The 15,540-nt window shown below is 61.6% G+C and carries 12 protein-coding genes and 2 pseudogenes; 10 read left to right on the forward strand and 4 right to left on the reverse strand.

Translation table 11 applies throughout. The features are described 5' to 3' along the window. Positions 1-65: 65 nt before the first annotated feature. Positions 66-971, reverse strand: coding sequence for a LysR family transcriptional regulator (locus AWT75_RS13200; RefSeq protein ID WP_062789520.1), 906 nt, complete (start codon positions 969-971; stop codon positions 66-68). A gap of 117 nt (positions 972-1,088) precedes the next feature. Between AWT75_RS13200 and lysA the strand changes: the two genes are divergently transcribed. Next, positions 1,089-2,324: a diaminopimelate decarboxylase gene (gene lysA, locus AWT75_RS13205; protein WP_062789522.1), complete on the forward strand. Its 1,236-nt coding sequence runs from the start codon at positions 1,089-1,091 to the stop codon at positions 2,322-2,324. Positions 2,325-2,496: 172 nt separating this feature from the next. On the opposite strand, the gene AWT75_RS13210 is transcribed toward lysA, so the two are convergent. Beyond that, on the reverse strand, positions 2,497-3,615 hold the full coding sequence (locus AWT75_RS13210) for a porin (protein ID WP_062789524.1): 1,119 nt from the start codon (positions 3,613-3,615) through the stop codon (positions 2,497-2,499). A 407-nt stretch (positions 3,616-4,022) separates the two neighbouring features. Beyond that, positions 4,023-4,322, reverse strand: coding sequence for a BON domain-containing protein (locus tag AWT75_RS13215; RefSeq protein WP_045845453.1), 300 nt, complete (start codon positions 4,320-4,322; stop codon positions 4,023-4,025). Between the two features lie 260 nt (positions 4,323-4,582). Between AWT75_RS13215 and mltA the strand changes: the two genes are divergently transcribed. From mltA to AWT75_RS13235, 5 genes and pseudogenes are all read left to right on the forward strand, one after another. After that, positions 4,583-5,830 (forward strand): murein transglycosylase A, encoded by a 1,248-nt coding sequence (mltA, locus tag AWT75_RS13220; protein WP_239689584.1) that lies wholly within the window; start codon positions 4,583-4,585, stop codon positions 5,828-5,830. Between the two features lie 76 nt (positions 5,831-5,906). Beyond that, positions 5,907-6,983: an efflux RND transporter periplasmic adaptor subunit gene (locus AWT75_RS13225; protein ID WP_153013331.1), complete on the forward strand. Its 1,077-nt coding sequence runs from the start codon at positions 5,907-5,909 to the stop codon at positions 6,981-6,983. A gap of 61 nt (positions 6,984-7,044) precedes the next feature. Further along, positions 7,045-9,048 (forward strand): annotated as a pseudogene (locus tag AWT75_RS23705) (efflux RND transporter permease subunit); the annotation flags it as partial. A 58-nt stretch (positions 9,049-9,106) separates the two neighbouring features. Beyond that, on the forward strand, positions 9,107-10,126 hold the full coding sequence (locus AWT75_RS23710) for an efflux RND transporter permease subunit (protein ID WP_338021303.1): 1,020 nt from the start codon (positions 9,107-9,109) through the stop codon (positions 10,124-10,126). A gap of 117 nt (positions 10,127-10,243) precedes the next feature. Continuing rightward, positions 10,244-11,098 carry a type 2 periplasmic-binding domain-containing protein gene (locus tag AWT75_RS13235; RefSeq protein WP_204377050.1) on the forward strand — a complete coding sequence of 285 codons (855 nt, stop codon included), beginning with the start codon at positions 10,244-10,246 and terminating at the stop codon, positions 11,096-11,098. A gap of 16 nt (positions 11,099-11,114) precedes the next feature. Here the strand turns inward: AWT75_RS13235 and gcvA are convergent, their stop codons facing one another. Next, positions 11,115-12,002 carry a transcriptional regulator GcvA gene (gcvA, locus tag AWT75_RS13240; protein ID WP_062789528.1) on the reverse strand — a complete coding sequence of 296 codons (888 nt, stop codon included), beginning with the start codon at positions 12,000-12,002 and terminating at the stop codon, positions 11,115-11,117. A 76-nt stretch (positions 12,003-12,078) separates the two neighbouring features. On the opposite strand from gcvA, the gene AWT75_RS13245 reads away from it, so the two are divergent. From AWT75_RS13245 to hemE, 4 genes and pseudogenes are all read left to right on the forward strand, one after another. Then, positions 12,079-12,642, forward strand: coding sequence for a chromate transporter (locus tag AWT75_RS13245; RefSeq protein WP_045845458.1), 564 nt, complete (start codon positions 12,079-12,081; stop codon positions 12,640-12,642). After that, complete coding sequence (locus AWT75_RS13250) at positions 12,636-13,157, forward strand: chromate transporter (RefSeq protein ID WP_045845459.1); 522 nt, start codon at positions 12,636-12,638, stop codon at positions 13,155-13,157. The genes AWT75_RS13245 and AWT75_RS13250 overlap by 7 nt, the downstream gene beginning before the upstream one ends. Before the next feature lie 75 nt (positions 13,158-13,232). Then, positions 13,233-14,153 carry a fatty acid desaturase gene (locus AWT75_RS13255; RefSeq protein WP_062789530.1) on the forward strand — a complete coding sequence of 307 codons (921 nt, stop codon included), beginning with the start codon at positions 13,233-13,235 and terminating at the stop codon, positions 14,151-14,153. A gap of 134 nt (positions 14,154-14,287) precedes the next feature. Then, positions 14,288-15,276: pseudogene (gene hemE, locus AWT75_RS13260) on the forward strand (uroporphyrinogen decarboxylase). The last annotated feature ends 264 nt before the right edge of the window (positions 15,277-15,540 follow it).

Genomic DNA, 15,540 nt, shown 5'->3' on the forward strand with positions numbered 1-15,540 from the left:
ACTTAATGCCATAATCATTTTTTTGCAAAGACTATTTGATATCTGTATTTGAAAGTATTTGCAAATCAATAAATTTCCGGGTGATGACTGGCCAGAACTGCGCTCAGCTCGTCAGCAAAATGCTCAACCAGTGCCGACGCAGGACGGTGCAGCGGGCGAATCAGATTGACCCGGAACGGCAGCGAAACGGCCAGCGGGCGAATGCAGATACCTTGCCCGGCATATTCCTGCGCGGTGAGTGGATTGACCACTGCCATGCCAATGCCCTGGCGCACCATGCAGCACACTGATGCCGCGCTGTGGGTCTCCAGTACCAGTTGCCGTGTGACCCCAGCATTGGCAAACAGCATGTCCAGTTGCTGACGATAGATATCGCTGGCGGACAGGCTGATGAACGCCTGCCCGGCAAAATCGCTGAGCTCCAGTACCGACTTGCTGCATAGCGGATGGGTGTCGGGCAGTACTGCCACTTCGTCAGCGCAAAACAGCTGTTGCTGGCTGGTGCCCGGTGGCTGGATATGGCTTTCGCTCAGGCCCAGATCATGGCGCTGAGCGGCCAGCCATTCTTCCAGCAGGGGGGATTCCTGCGGGGTGATATTCAGCTTGACCTTGGGATAACGGGCCAGAAAGCGTTGGCATGCCGCAGGCAACACCGCCTGGGAAAACATGGGCAGGCAGGCAATGGATAGCTGGCCGGTGTCGAAGTGGCGCAAGGCCTGGGCGGTGCTGACAATCCGCTCCAGGCCCAGATAGGAACGCTGCACTTCTTCAAACAACTGCAAGGCTTGCAAGGTAGGGCGCAAGCGTCCGCGTACCCGTTCGAACAGCACCAGACCGCTGAGCTGTTCCAGCCGGGCCAGTTCCCGGCTGATGGTGGGCTGGGAGGTATGCAGCAAGGTGGCCGCTTCGGTCACACTGCCGCTGGTCATGATGGCGTGGAAAATTTCCACATGGCGCAGGTTGAAGGACATGGCAGCTTGTTCAGGCAGGGAATGGTCATATCATAAATGAAAGACATGGTGATGAATTGATATTTTATTTTTGTCCATGCAGGCCTCACACTGCTGGAAAACCATGAATGGATTGCCATGAAAACCTTTGCCACCTCCCGCCTGGCCGCGCTGGCCGAACAGTTTTCCGCTCCGCTGTGGGTGTATGACGCACAAGTCATCCGTGAACGCATTGCCCAGCTCAAGCAGTTTGATGTCATCCGTTATGCGCAAAAGGCCAACTCCAATACCCATATCCTGCGCCTGATGCGCGAGCAGGGCGTGATGGTGGATGCCGTGTCGCTGGGGGAAATCGAAAGGGCGCGCCTGGCCGGTTACGACCTGAGCTCGGTGGAACCTTCCGAGGTGGTGTTCACCGCCGACGTGCTGGATCGTCCCACGCTGGACAAGGTGGTGGCCGAGCGCATCGTGGTGAATGCAGGCAGCATCGACATGCTGCGCCAACTGGGCGAACGCTCGCCCGGCCATCGGGTATGGCTGCGCATCAACCCCGGTTTTGGCCATGGCCACAGCCACAAGACCAATACCGGCGGTGAAAACAGCAAGCATGGCATCTGGCATGCCGACCTGCCGCAGGCACTGCAAGTGATTGCTGCCAGTGGTCTCAAGCTGGTGGGCATCCACATGCATATCGGTTCCGGGGTGGATTATGGCCATCTGCAACAGGTGTGCGGTGCCATGGTGGAGCTGGTGCGCAGCCTGGGACAGGATATCGAAGCCATTTCCGCCGGTGGTGGCCTGTCCATTCCCTATCGCGACGGTGACAGCCGCATTGATACCGAACACTATTTCCAGCTGTGGGACAGCGCGCGCAAGGAAGTGGAACAGCTGCTGGGTCACGCGGTGCGGCTGGAGATCGAGCCGGGCCGCTTCCTGGTGGCCGAGTCCGGCGCGCTGGTGGCCGAGGTACGTGCGGTCAAGGATATGGGCAGCCGCCACTTTGTACTGGTGGATGCCGGCTTCAACGACCTGATGCGTCCGTCCCTGTACGGCAGCTACCACGCCATTTCGGTGCTGGAGCGCAATGGCACCGAAAAGTCCGGTGCCGTGCCGACGGTAGTGGCCGGCCCGCTGTGCGAGTCCGGGGACGTGTTCACCCAGCAGGAAGGCGGGGTGGTGGAAAGCCGCCAGCTGCCTGCAGCCGGGGTAGGCGACTGGCTGGTGTTCCATGATGCCGGTGCCTACGGTGCCACCATGTCTTCCAATTACAACAGCCGCCCGCTGTTGCCGGAGGTGCTGCTGGATGGCGATGAGGCCAGGCTGATCCGTCGCCGTCAAACCATGGCCGAGCTGCTGGCGCTGGAGACGGTGTAAATCCGGCTTTGCGGTGGGGGGATCTGCGCATTCCACCCAATGCGCAAAGGGCAGGTATCCGTTCACGCGGATGATGGTTTGCATGCCGCTTCCGCGTGGCGGACGGGAAAGGGATCCTTGCCTGGCCAAAGATCCCTTTCATCCCTTGCACAATGCTACTGCGCGGGTTTGCTTAAAAATCGGTCCGCATCATCATCCAGGCGGTGCTGGCGCTGGATTTGCTCCAGGCCAGCGCGCTTTGTCCCCCGGCATTCTGCCGTACCGCGCCGTAACCTGCTTGCAGCAGACTGTGCTTGCTCAGGGTGTATTCCACGCCGGCAGCCCACTGATTGGCCGACCAGTTCAGATGCTGGCCATCCATGTAAACCCGGCCTCGGTGTGAGTACTGCAGCATGGGTTTGAACGCCCCCAGCTGATAGCCGGCACTCAGCGCCACCACCTGGCTGCTCAGCTTGTTATTCCCGGTCTGGGCAATATTGCTTTGCTGCAGGATGCCGGGAATCTCGAAATCATTACTGCCATCCTTGTTTTGATGAGCATTGCCATACAGGCGGATTTTCTGCACGGTGGCCGCCAGTTGCAGCGCTGCACCGCGATAACCCATCTCCACACGGTGAATGGCGCTGTTATTGGTACCGACCGTGTTCAGACGTGTCATCCAGGCATAGTTGATGAAATAACCGGCATCGGCATATCCCAGCCGCAAGCCCCAGGTTTCGCCGGCTTTGCGACTGGCGCGCTGACTTTCTCCTGTGCCATATTGCAGTGAGGCCTCCATGCCCTTCCAGCGCGGGCTGTCGTAACGCAGGCTGTTCTTGGCGCGGCTGTCGCCGTAATTGTTGCTGCCGAAAATATCGCGGGCTTCATACAGCGGGTAGGCAATGCCGCTGTTGGCCTCGCGGCGTGGGCTGGCAAAGATGTCGGTCGCCTGGGTGCTGGTCAGCACATCATCCAGATAGCCGGCACGCAGCCTGCCCCAGCTGTCCTGCACGCCGATAAAGCTCATGCGGTTGGCCAGGGTGCCGCTGCCGGTGCCGCCGGTAGGCATGCCGTCCATGGCCAGTCCGGTTTCCACCTGCCAGATGGCTTGCAGCTGACCATCCAGCTGTTCACTGCCCTTGAAACCGATGCGACTGCTGAAGTCGTCAATGCCGGTGGTGCGCTTGAAGCGGGTATCTACACTTTGCATGCTGTCGATACCAACGCGCAGGCTGCCGTACAAAGTGGTCTCAGCCATGGCCATGGCTGGAAGCAAGCTGAGCAGGGTGAAGGAGAGGATGCGGCTGGACATGATGTTTCCTGAGAGGTGACGGGACAAAAAAACCTTCCGCTGAACAAGGGGAAGGTCGGTGCGGTGCAGAGTGTGCAAATCCGGCATGTCTGGCGTCAATGGCTCAGGGATTGGTGGGCTGTTAGCGTGTTTTTACGATAATTTGCCTGTTTTCAGCGGTATTTTCGTTTAATTACCGTTCAATTTCGGCGACACTGCTGGCCACGGTGCTGCTGTGGGCCGGCAAGGACTGTACGGAGTGCCTGGAAAGTGGGTAGTCGCCAGGAAAATTCAGCATGTTGATTGGCAAGTTGATGGCCGTAATGCTGCCAATCAGACTACTGCTGCAGAAATTTCAGGCGCAGCCGGCCACAATGCAAACGCCCCCGGCAGGCGGGGGCGTGCGGCAAGCGGGTGCAGCCTGACGCTTACATATTCATGTTGTTGATGACAAATTTGACGCCGGGTACTTTTTCGGCAATCACGCCGGCTTTGTACATTTGCTGGTCGTCGGTCATCTTGCCGTCGATGGTGACTTCCTGCTTCTTGCTGACTACATGCAGATTCAGGGCCTTCAGTTCCGGGTCGCTGTCCAGCGCGTTCTTGACGTTGCTTGCCAGTTGTTCATCGCTGACCGGGGCGTCCTCGGCGTGGGCGATGACAGCGTGCGAACCCATGAACAGGGCCAGGCTAGCCAACAGGGCGGAACGGGCGAAAAGGCGTTTCATCGGATATCTCCTTGCTTCAAGCTGAGTGATGGCCTGGCCAAGCTTGTAGTAGCGCGCCAGTGAATGATGTTGTGCACGCCATGTTAGCCAGCTTTGTTTGCATTTTTGTTGCAGCTCGATGAAATGCGCAGACGGCAGAACCGGCAAGCACGCTGACGGTCCCAAGGCCTTGTCCGTGCAGCTTGTTCCGCTGCGCGGTAACATGGGCGACCGGTGCTGGCTGCCGGTTTTTCTTACCTATCTTCTCGATGTTGCAAATCATGTTCAGACGCTTGCTGTTACTGCTGCCGCTTATCTGGCTGGCCGCCTGCTCCACCACGTCAACCCCACCGTCGTCTGTCGGCAGTGGCCCGCTCAGCCCGTCAGCCTTGCCCTACTGGCAACAGCAGCGCACCGGCGATACCCTGCAAGCCTTGTTGCAAAGCTGCAAGGTATTGGCGCGCAAGTCCGCCTGGCAGCCAGTGTGTAGCGATGCCTCCCGTGTTGCCGAACAAGACGAGGGACAGGTCCGCCAGTTTTTCGAACAGCGCTTCAATGCCTGGGCGGTACAGGATGCGGGCAATGGCAATGGTTTGATAACCGGGTATTACGAACCCTTGCTCAATGGCAGCCGCACGCGCAGCGCGCGCACGCCATGGCCGGTATATGGTGTGCCCGCCGACTTGCTGGTGCTGGATTTCCCGCCGGCAGCGCGTGGCAACAGTGTGCTGGTGGCACGCAAGGTGGCGCATAACCGTTTGCAATGGCTGCCGGGCAAGACCCAGGCCGGTAGCGGAGAAATCGAAATCCACCCGGCAGATTTCCCGGCTGATAACCGCAGCGGCAAGCTCAAGGGCCGTCTGGCAGGTAACCGCTTGCTGCCGTATTACACCCGCGCAGAAATCGCCCAGGGCAAGGGGGTGGCCAGCGCCCCGGTACTGGCCTGGGTGGAAGACCCGGTGGAACTGTTCTTCCTGCAGGTACAGGGGTCGGGCCGCATTCAGCTGGAAGATGGCAGTTTCCTTCACCTGGGTTATGCCGAACAAAATGGCTACAACTACCAGTCCATCGGCAAATGGCTGGTGGATAAAGGGGAAATGACGCTGGCCAATGCCTCGATGCAGGGCATCCAGGCCTGGATCAAGGCCAACCCGGGGCGTCAGCAGGCGCTGTTCGACGTCAATCCCAGCTATGTGTTTTTCAAGACCCTGCCCGGTGGCGACAGCGGCCCGGCTGGTGCGCTGGGGGTTCCGCTGACCGGTGGTTACAGCATTGCGGTGGATCCGCGTTATATCCCGCTGGGAACCCCCGTTTTCCTGTCCACCAGCTGGCCGGGTAGTGCACAGCCGCTGGCGCGGCTGGTACATGCCCAGGACACCGGCAATGCCATTCGCGGAGCGGCGCGGGCCGATTTGTTCTGGGGCTTTGGCAGTGAGGCCGGCATGTATGCCGGCAGGATGAAACAGAACGGCAAGCTGTGGATGTTGCTGCCCAAAGGCATGACGCCTTCCATGGCGGCACTGCAGTGAGCAATGCCGGTACAACAATAAAAAGTGGAAGCTTGAAACAATGAAGTCAGCCAGCTTGGGGTGGTGCGTTTTGCTGATGATGTTGACCGCTTGCCATGGTGCGCAGGACGGGGGCGCGGCGGACAAGCCAGCCTCTGCCGCTGCTGCACAGACCATGGCGCGGACATTGTCGCGGGCCGATGTGGTGGTGGCACGGCCCGGTGTGCTGCGTGACACCTTGCCGTTCACCGGGACACTGACGGCGTTGAAAAGCAGCAGCATCGCTGCCGAAGTGGAAGCCCGGGTGGAACAGGTGCTGGTACGGGAAGGGGAGATGGTAAAACCCGGCCAGGTGCTGGCCCGGCTGGATTCCGAATCGCTGGATCAGTCGGTGACCGAGCAACAGGCCCAGCTGGCGGCCAATCAGTCGCGACTGAAACTGGCGCGTATCAAGCTGGATAAACAGCACGAACTGCTGCAAAAGGGCTTTATCTCCCAGCTGGCTTATGACGAGGCGGAAAGCGAATACACCGTGCGCCAGGGCGAATTGCAGGCGCAATCCAGCCAGTTAGCGCGTGCCCGCCGCCAGCAGGCGGACAGTGTGGTCCGTGCGCCGATTGCGGGCGTGGTGTACGAACGCAAGATCAATCCCGGTGAAATAGCGGCCCGCAATGCCCGGCTGTTTTCCATTGCCGATTTGTCAGTGCTGGAGCTTAGCGCCAGCGTGCCATCGCAGTGGATAGGTCAAATCAAGGCGGGGCAGCAGGCACGTTTCAGTGTGGAAGGCCTGCCGGATGAAGTGCTGGGGGACGTGGTGCGGGTCAATCCGGTGGCGCAAAGCGGCACCCGCAGCTTCCTGATTTACATCCGGGTGAATAATGCGGATGGCCGCCTCAAGGCCGGCCAGTTTGCCAAGGGCGGCCTGGTATTGCATGAAGAGCGCGGGCAGGTGGTGCTGCCGCAGGATGCGGTACAGGATTTGTCCGGTCATCCCTGGGTGATGCTGGTGGAGAAGGGGCGCTTGCAGCGCCAGCCGGTGCGTGTGTTGTTATGGTCGCAGACCGAACACAAGGTTGCCGTGGCTGGCCTGGCAGCTGGCAAGGTGCTGTTGGCGGCGCCCTTGCTGGGTGTGAGCAGCGGCGATGCCGTGATCCTGCCGACCGATCTCAAATAAGGGGAATGGCATGTGGTTGACCCGCGTCAGCGTGCGCAATCCCTATTTCGCTACCGTCCTGATGCTGTCCCTGCTGGTGCTGGGACTGTTTGCCTGGACGCGACTGCCGGTGGAAGAGCTGCCGGACATCCGTTTCCCGGTGGCGGTGGTCAGCACCGGGTATGGCGGTGCCTCGCCCGAAGTGGTGGAAAGCGAAGTGACTCGCCCGCTGGAAGAGGCCATCAATACCATCAACGGCATCAAGCACATCCGTTCCTATTCGTTTGAAGGCAATTCCACCATCGTGGTGGAGTTTGCGCTGACGGTGGACCCGGCAGTGGCGGTACAGGATGTGCGCGACCGGGTGGGCGGGGTGCAGGGCCGTTTCCGCCGCGAAATCGGCACGCCGTCGGTGTCGCAGTTCAATCCTAACGATCAGCCCTTGTTGTCCATCACCTTCAGTTCGGACCAGGTGTCGCAACGCAGCTTGACCACCTGGCTGGAAAACACGCTGAAAAAACGCCTGCAGATGGTGTCCGGCGTGGGCGAAGCCAAGGTGGTGGGCGGGCTAAGGCGGCAAATCCGCATTGATGTCGACCCTTACCGGCTGGAGTCCAGCGGCCTGTCCTTGCAGGAAGTGGCCGATGCCATCCGCGCCGGTAACCGCGACTTCCCGGCCGGGGCGGTCAGTAGTGCCAGCAACGAGCTGAATGTGCGGGTCAGTGGCAAGCTCAAGTCGCCGGAAGACTTTGCCAGCCTGGTCACCGGTTACCGCAATGGCAGCCCCATCCGGCTGTCGGATGTCGCCAGTGTCAGCGACGCGGAAGCCGAAGCCAGCAGCACGGCCTTGATTGATGGCAAACCCGGGGTGGGTATCGATATCCGGGCGGCGCGCGGGGCCAATGTGGTGGAAGTGGCCAATGGCGTGAAGCAGGTGATCGATGCCATGCAGGGCCGCATGCCGGCCGGCACCCAGGTGCACTTCACCTACGACAAGTCCGCCGAGGTGAAAAAGTCGCTGGCCAATGTGGAAGCCACCTTGCTGGAAGGCGCGGCGCTGACGGTGCTGATCGTATTCCTGTTTCTGGGCAGCTGGCGCAGTACGGTGATTACCGGCCTCACCTTGCCGGTGGCGCTGGTGGGCACTCTGTTTGCCCTGCAGGCGCTGGGCTTCACCCTCAACCTGATGACGCTGATGGCCCTGTCCCTGTCCATCGGCCTGTTGATTGACGACGCCATCGTGGTGCGGGAAAACATCGTGCGTCATCGCCAGTTGGGCAAGAACCATGTACAGGCGGCGCTGGATGGCACTAATGAAATCGGCCTGGCAGTGCTGGCCACCACCCTTACCGTGGTGGCGGTGTTTCTGCCGGTAGGCTTCATGAGCGGCATCATCGGCAAGTTCTTTCACCAGTTCGGCCTCACCGTAACGGTCGCCGTGCTGATTTCCATGCTGGTCAGCTTCACGCTGGACCCGATGCTGTCTTCCATCTGGCCGGACCCGCACCAGCATGGCGACCGGCACCGTGGCCCGCTGGGGCGCATGCTGGACTGGTTCGAGGCTTCGCTCGACCGGCTGGCACAGCGCTATGTGGGCGTCATCGGCTGGTCGCTGGCGCATCGCAAGACGGTACTGTCGCTGGCTGTCCTGCTATTGCTGGGCAGCTTCATGCTGTTGCCGCATATCGGCGGCGAATTCATGCCGCGTCAGGACAAGGGCAAATTCTCGCTGTCCTTCAAGACGGCTCCCGGCTCCTCGCTGGATTACACCGTGGCCAAGGGTCGCGAGCTGGAAGCCTTGCTGCGTCAGCTGCCTGATGTGCGTTCCATCCAGCTGACTGCCGGCAGCAGCAGCTTTGGCGCCAGCAAGAGTGACGGCCGACTGGTGGTGGACCTGGGGGACAAGAACAGCCGCCGGCACAGCCTGTTTTCGCTGATGCAGCAGGCCCGCGCCAAGGCGGGCCGGGTGGCTGGCGTGGAGGTGGAGTCCATCGAGGAAATGGGCAAGGAAGGCCCTGGTGGCAAGCCCATCAGCATCGGCTTGCGCGGCAGTAATCTTGCCGAGCTGGATGCCGCTGCCAGCCAGCTGATGAGCCGCCTGGCAAGGGTAAGAGGGGTGGGCGATCTGCAAAGCAGCCTGTCCGATGCCGACCGCCATCAAGCTGGAAGTACGCCGCGATGCCGCCGCCAGCCTGGGGGTGGACCTCAACAAGGTGGGCAGCACGCTGTCGCAGCTGCTGGCCGGGGATGTGGTCAGCACCTGGGAAGCGCCGGACGGGGAAAACTACGATGTGCTGCTGCAAGTGCCGCGTGCCGAGCGCAGCAATGCCTTGCTGGACATCATTACCGTGGCAGGACGGGCCGATGCCAATGGCGCGGCCAGCATGGTGCCGCTGTCCACGGTGACCCGGCTCAGTCCGGGGCTCAGCCCGCGCCAGATCGACCGGGTCGACCTGCTGCGCCAGGTGACGGTCACCGGCAATATCGCCGGGCGCGATGCCGGTTCGGCCTTTGCCGATATCAGCAAGATCACCGCCAGTCTCAAGCTGCCCGCCGGGGTCAGCCTGGCCGAGGAGGGCGAGCGGCGCGACATGGAAGAGTCGCTGGGCTATGCCTTGCAGGCGCTGGCCATGGGGGTGATCTTCATCTACATGATCCTCGCCGCCCAGTTCCGCAGCTTCACCATGCCGCTGGCCATCATGGTGGCGCTGCCGCTGGCCTTTGTCGGCGTGTTCGTGGCGCTGTGGCTGTCCGGTTCCACGCTCAATATGTTCTCCGTCATCGGCATCATCATGCTGATGGGCTTGTGCGCCAAGAACGGCATCCTGCTGGTGGATTTCATCAACCAGTCGCGCCGGGAGGGCATGGCCCGTACCGAGGCCATCATTGCCGCCGGCCAGGTGAGGCTGCGGCCCATCATGATGACCAGCCTGGCCATGATCTTCGGCATGCTTCCCATGGCCGTCGGCAGCGGGGAAGGGGTGGAAACACGTGCCCCGATGGCCTTTGCCATCATCGGCGGCATGGTGAGTTCCACCGTGCTGACCCTGCTGGTGTTGCCGGTGGTGTACAGCTATCTGGATGGCGTGCGCCAGTTCTTGCGGCGCAGGCTGGCAGCCGGCAGTCAGCAGCCGGCCGGGGAAGATGGTGCAAGGAAGGACTGATCCAAAGGTCAGCTAGACAACAGCTTCGTTTTCTATAATCGGATTCTTGATTCTGTCTGAAGCATCCGGTTTTCCGACCCGCAGCCGAACGGTTGCGGAAGGCCTGGGGAGAACGTCATGTACCGCTGTTTTGCCTGCTGTTTGCTTGCTGTGCTGTTGTCACTGTCCGTACTGGCTGCGGTGCCGCCTGTCCCGCTGCGTTATGCGCTGGTGTCCGGGCTGGAAGACCCGCACCTGCCCTACATGCTTTCTCTGTTGCAACTGGCCTGTGACGAGGCGGAGCTGCGCTGCCAGCTGCAAGCCGCTGCCGCCATGAACCAGTCGCGGGCCATGGTGCAGATGGGCAAGCGGGATGGTGGCATTGACCTGTTCTGGGGCATGACCAGCCGCGAGCGCGAGCAACAGGCCATTCCCATCCGCATACCGCTGGACAAAGGCTTGCTGGGCTGGCGGGTGGCGCTGGTCAATGCCAGCCAGCCAGACGTGCTGGCCGGTGTCCGTGATGTGAAGCAGCTGTCCCGGCTGGTGGCCGGGCAGGTGGCGGACTGGCCGGATACCGCCATCCTGCGCAATGCCGGCTTGCAGGTGCTGACCAGCCAGGATTACGGCAATCTGTTTCCCATGCTGCAACGCAAGCGCTTTGACTACTTTCCGCGCAGCGTGATCGAAGTCCAGCGCGAAGCCGCCTTGCCAGTGGCCAAGGGCTTGCTGATCGACCGCAACCTGGTGCTGCACTATCCCACGGCCATGTATTTTTTTGTCAGCCCGCTCAAACCGGAACTGGCCGCGCAACTGGAGCAGGGCCTGCGCAAGGCATTGAAGGATGGTCGTTTCAACCAGCTGTTCCAGCGTTATAACGGCCAGTTGCTGTCGCAGCTGGCACTGGACAAACGGCAGGAAATTGCATTGCCCAATCCGCAGTTGCCAGCGGCCACGCCCTTGCAGGACCGCGCCCTGTGGTACCGGCCTTGATGCCGGTACTGGCATATCAGTGTTGTTGCCCTTCTTCTTCCAGCCACTGGCAAAAGGCGGTGACCAGTTCATCACCCACCAGTGATTGCGGTACGGCCCAGGAATAACCCCGTACCGCAATTTCCGGCCCCGCCAGTGGTGCTACCAGTTTGCCGCTGGCCAGCTCGCTTTCTATCACCGGCAGCGCGCCCAGCGTCACGCCCAGCCCGTCCACCGCAGCCTGCAAGGCCAAGTAGTAATGATCGAAATGCTGGTCGGCGGCGGACTGCAAGCCAGGCACCCCGGCAGCAGCCAGCCAGCGTGCCCAGGCAACCGGCCTGGTTTCCGAATGCAGCAAGGTGTGCCGGGCCAGGTCGGCAGGCTGCCGGATGGGCAGGCGCGCCAGCAAGGCCGGGCTGCATACCGGGATTTCCCGCTCGGTAAGAAAGGCATGCGAGACAAAGCCATGCCAGTGGTCCTTGCCGCGACGGATGGCAATATCGAAGTCGGCATTCTGGTTGTTGATGCTGGCATCCGATGTCGCCAGGCGCAATTCCACCCCGGGGTAACGCAGCTGGAAGCGGGTGAGCCTGGGCAGCAGCCAGTGCATGGCCAGCGTGGGGGTGACGTTGATGTTCAGCCGCTTCCCCTGCTGGCGCGCTTGCAGCTTTTCGGTGGCGCTGGCAATGCCGTCCAGCGCGGTCTGGATGGCGGGCAGATAAGCCTGACCGGCGGCCGATAGCCGCACCCGGCGGCCATGACGCTCGAACAGGCTGACACCCAGCCAGTCCTCCAGCTGTTGGATCTGGCGGCTGATGGCACCGTGGGTCACATACAGGGCTTCGGCTGCAGCGGTGAAACTACCTTGTCGTGCAGCAGATTCAAAGGCCTTGAGTGCATTGAGTGGAGGTAGGCGGCGATTCATGCTGGTGAGTTTAGCTCACAAAGAATGCCATAAAAACTCGTTTGTTCTGGCGGCGTTGGCGGGCTAGCCTTGCACTATGAATCCATCACTTGTCATTCCTACGCGCCGCCAGTTGTTTCTGGGTTTCTTCAGCATCGGCCTGAGCGGCTTTGGCGGCGTGCTGCCTCTGGCGCACCGCATGCTGGTGCAGCAACGCCGCTGGCTGAACGAGGAAGAGTTCACCGAACTGTTGGGGCTGGGGCAGATTCTGCCCGGGCCCAATATCGTCAATATGTCCATCGCCATCGGCTCGCGCTTTCATGGTGTGGCCGGTGCCTGGCTGGCTGTGGCCGGGCTGATGCTGGCGCCGCTCATCATCGTGCTGGCCATGGCCATGTTGTACGACCATTACCAGAGCCTGCCGGACGTACAAGGCACCTTGCACGGGCTGGCCTCGGCGGCGGCAGGCCTGTTGCTGGCCATGGTGTTGCGCATGGGCCAGAAACTGGAAGTGCACTGGCAGGCGGTGCTGTTGGCCATGCTCACCTTTGTGGCGGTCGGCGTGTTGCGCTGGCCCTTGCTGCCGGTGTTGCTGGCTTTGGGGCCGCTGTCGGTATGGCTGGCCCGGCGTCGCCAGCGCTCTGGAGATGAGCCATGTTGATCCTGCTGTCCTTGCTGGCCAGTTTTTCCCTGTTTTCGCTGATGGCGGTAGGCGGCGCAGTGACGCTGATTCCGGCCATGCACAGCTATGTGGTGGAAAGCCATCACTGGATGAGCGGCCAGGAGTTTGCCGCCCTGTTTGCCATCGCCCAGGCGGCACCGGGACCGAATGTGCTGGTGGTCAGCCTGATCGGCTGGAAAGTGGCTGGCCTGGCCGGTGCGCTGGTGGCCACCGTGGGCATGTGCGGCCCGTCCTCGCTGCTGTGTTACTACGTCACCCGCTTGTGGCAACGCTTTCATGGTTCGCCGTGGCGCAGGGCCATCGAGCGCGGGCTGGCCCCGCTGACCATCGGCCTGGTGGCGGGCAGTGCCATGCTGATGAGCGAGGCGGCCAATGCGCGCTGGACCGGCTGGCTGCTGTGCGGCGTAGTCGCTGTCATCGCCTGGCGCAGCCGCATCAATCCGCTGTGGCTGCTCGCTGGCGGGGCCTTGCTTGGCTGGCTGGGGTGGATCTGAAGCTTTGCCCGGCGCGTCATCAGTGTTTCACGCAGTGTGGGCAGACTGGATGGCTTGCACGCTGACGGAGAAACCATGCGCCTGTGGTCGTTGACACCTGCCCGGCAAAACCTGTTGCTGACCCTGCTTGCCTTGCGCCTGTGCCTGGTGGAGCTGGTGGCTGTTCCGGTGGCGGTGCTGTGCCTGCATCCGGCCTGCGGCCTGATGCTGTTGCTGACCTTGCTGCTGATTCCGCTGCGCTGGCAATTACTGCATGAGGCGGCACATGGCCACTTGTTGCCATCCGCCCGCCATAACCGGCTGGCAGGCAGGCTGATGGGTATCACGCTGGGCCTGCCATTCGATGTGTGGCGGCAGGCGCATCAGCTGCACCACCGTTACAGCCGCAGCCGCTGGCATCAGGTTGAAGTGTACGACCCCGCCCGTGAACGCTACTGGATGCGCCAGTTGCTGCTGATCCTGCGCATGTGCGGCGGTGCCTACCTGCTGGCCTGGTGTGGCAGCCTGTTGCTGTTGTTCGTGCCCGGCTCGGCGCGCTGGCCGTTTTTGTGTCACCACTTTGCCTTGTGGCCGCGCCTGCATGTGCGCATGCAGCGTTGTGGCCGTCTGTCCACTGCGCGCACCGATGCCGCGTTGGCACTGCTGTTGCCGCTGCTGTCCTTGCTGGTGTACGGCCAGCATGACTGGATGCTGTGGCTGGCACTGCTGTTGCGCGCGCTCTTGATTTCCCTGACCGACCACGTCTGCTTTGCCGCCCAGGCGCTGGGTTGCCCGCGTCGGGCGGCCAATCTGTTCTTGCCGCGCTGGCTGGGCTACGGCCTGCTCAACAGCCATCTGCGCGGCGTGCACCAGCGCTGGCCGCATTTGCCCTGGCAAGCATTGCCGCAGCAGTTTGCCAGCACCAGTCAGGGCTGGGACGGGGATTATCTGGAGCGGCTATGGGGCGAGCAATGGCAGCTTCAGGCCAGAGACCATCTGCCGGTAATACCCCTGTAGATGTCAGGGATGGGTATAATGCCGCTGAATTCATTACGCCAGGCTAGCAAGCCCACACCGACATGACCCAGCTCAAGAATGACACTTTCCTGCGTGCGCTCCTGAAGGAGCCGGTTGAATACACCCCCATCTGGATGATGCGCCAGGCTGGCCGTTACCTGCCGGAATACCGCGCCACCCGCGCGCGCGCGGGCAGCTTCATGGGCTTGTGCACCAGCCGGACTACGCCACCGAAGTGACCCTGCAACCGCTGGACCGCTTCCCGCTGGATGCCGCCATTCTGTTCTCCGACATTCTCACCGTGCCGGATGCCATGGGCCTGGGCCTGTACTTTGCCGAGGGCGAAGGCCCCAAGTTCGAACGCCCGCTGCGCGACGAGCAAGCCATCCGCGCACTGCAGGTGCCGGTACTGGACAAGCTGCAATACGTGTTCGACGCCGTGTCCAGCATCCGCAAGGCGCTGGATGGTCGCGTGCCGCTGATCGGCTTCTCCGGCAGCCCCTTCACCCTGGCCTGCTACATGATTGAAGGCGGTGGTTCGGATGACTTCCGCCACGTGAAAGCCATGCTGTACAGCCGTCCCGAACTGCTGCACCACATTCTGGCGGTCAATGCCCAGACCGTGACCGACTACCTGAATGCCCAGATCGACGCCGGTGCCCAGGCGGTGCAGATCTTCGATACCTGGGGCGGTGCGCTCAGTCATGCAGCCTACAAGGAATTCTCGCTGGCCTACATGCAGCGCATCGTGTCCGGCCTGAAGCGCGAAGCCGACGGCCGCCGCGTGCCGGTGATCGTCTTCACCAAGAATGGCGGTCAATGGCTGGAAGACATCGCCGCCATCGGTGCGGACTGTGTCGGCCTGGACTGGACCACCGACATTGGCCTGGCCCGTGCGCGTGTGGGTGACAAGGTGGCACTGCAAGGCAATTTCGACCCGAACGCCCTGTTTGGCTCGCCCGCGGCCATTGAGGCGGAAGCCGGCCGCATTCTGGCAGCCTATGGCCAGGGCTCCGGCCATGTGTTCAACCTGGGGCATGGCATTTCCCAGCATGCCGACCCGGCTCATGCCGCGGCACTGGTTGAAGCGGTACATCGTCTGTCGCGTCCTTACCATCAGTAAGTCTTGCCGGCAGGTTGGGGCATGCTGCCCCGGCCTGCCCATTTGCAAGAATCCAAGCTTTATTTCCTGCCTGATTTCCAATTGTTTTTCGATTTTCCGCACTTGCTGTATCTTTTCTCCTGGCTGCGGGGGAGGGGGTATATCCTGCCTTGCCTTGCGGTTTTGGCGGAGTGTGGCAACAAATGAAGCGTCTGCCAGACAGGGGAGTTGACAGTTGCACCGACTGTTGTTCTCCGAGTTATGCACATTGGAATGGCCCTTGGA

The organism is Aquitalea pelogenes, from assembly GCF_001515305.1.
GTDB lineage: Bacteria > Pseudomonadota > Gammaproteobacteria > Burkholderiales > Chromobacteriaceae > Aquitalea > Aquitalea pelogenes.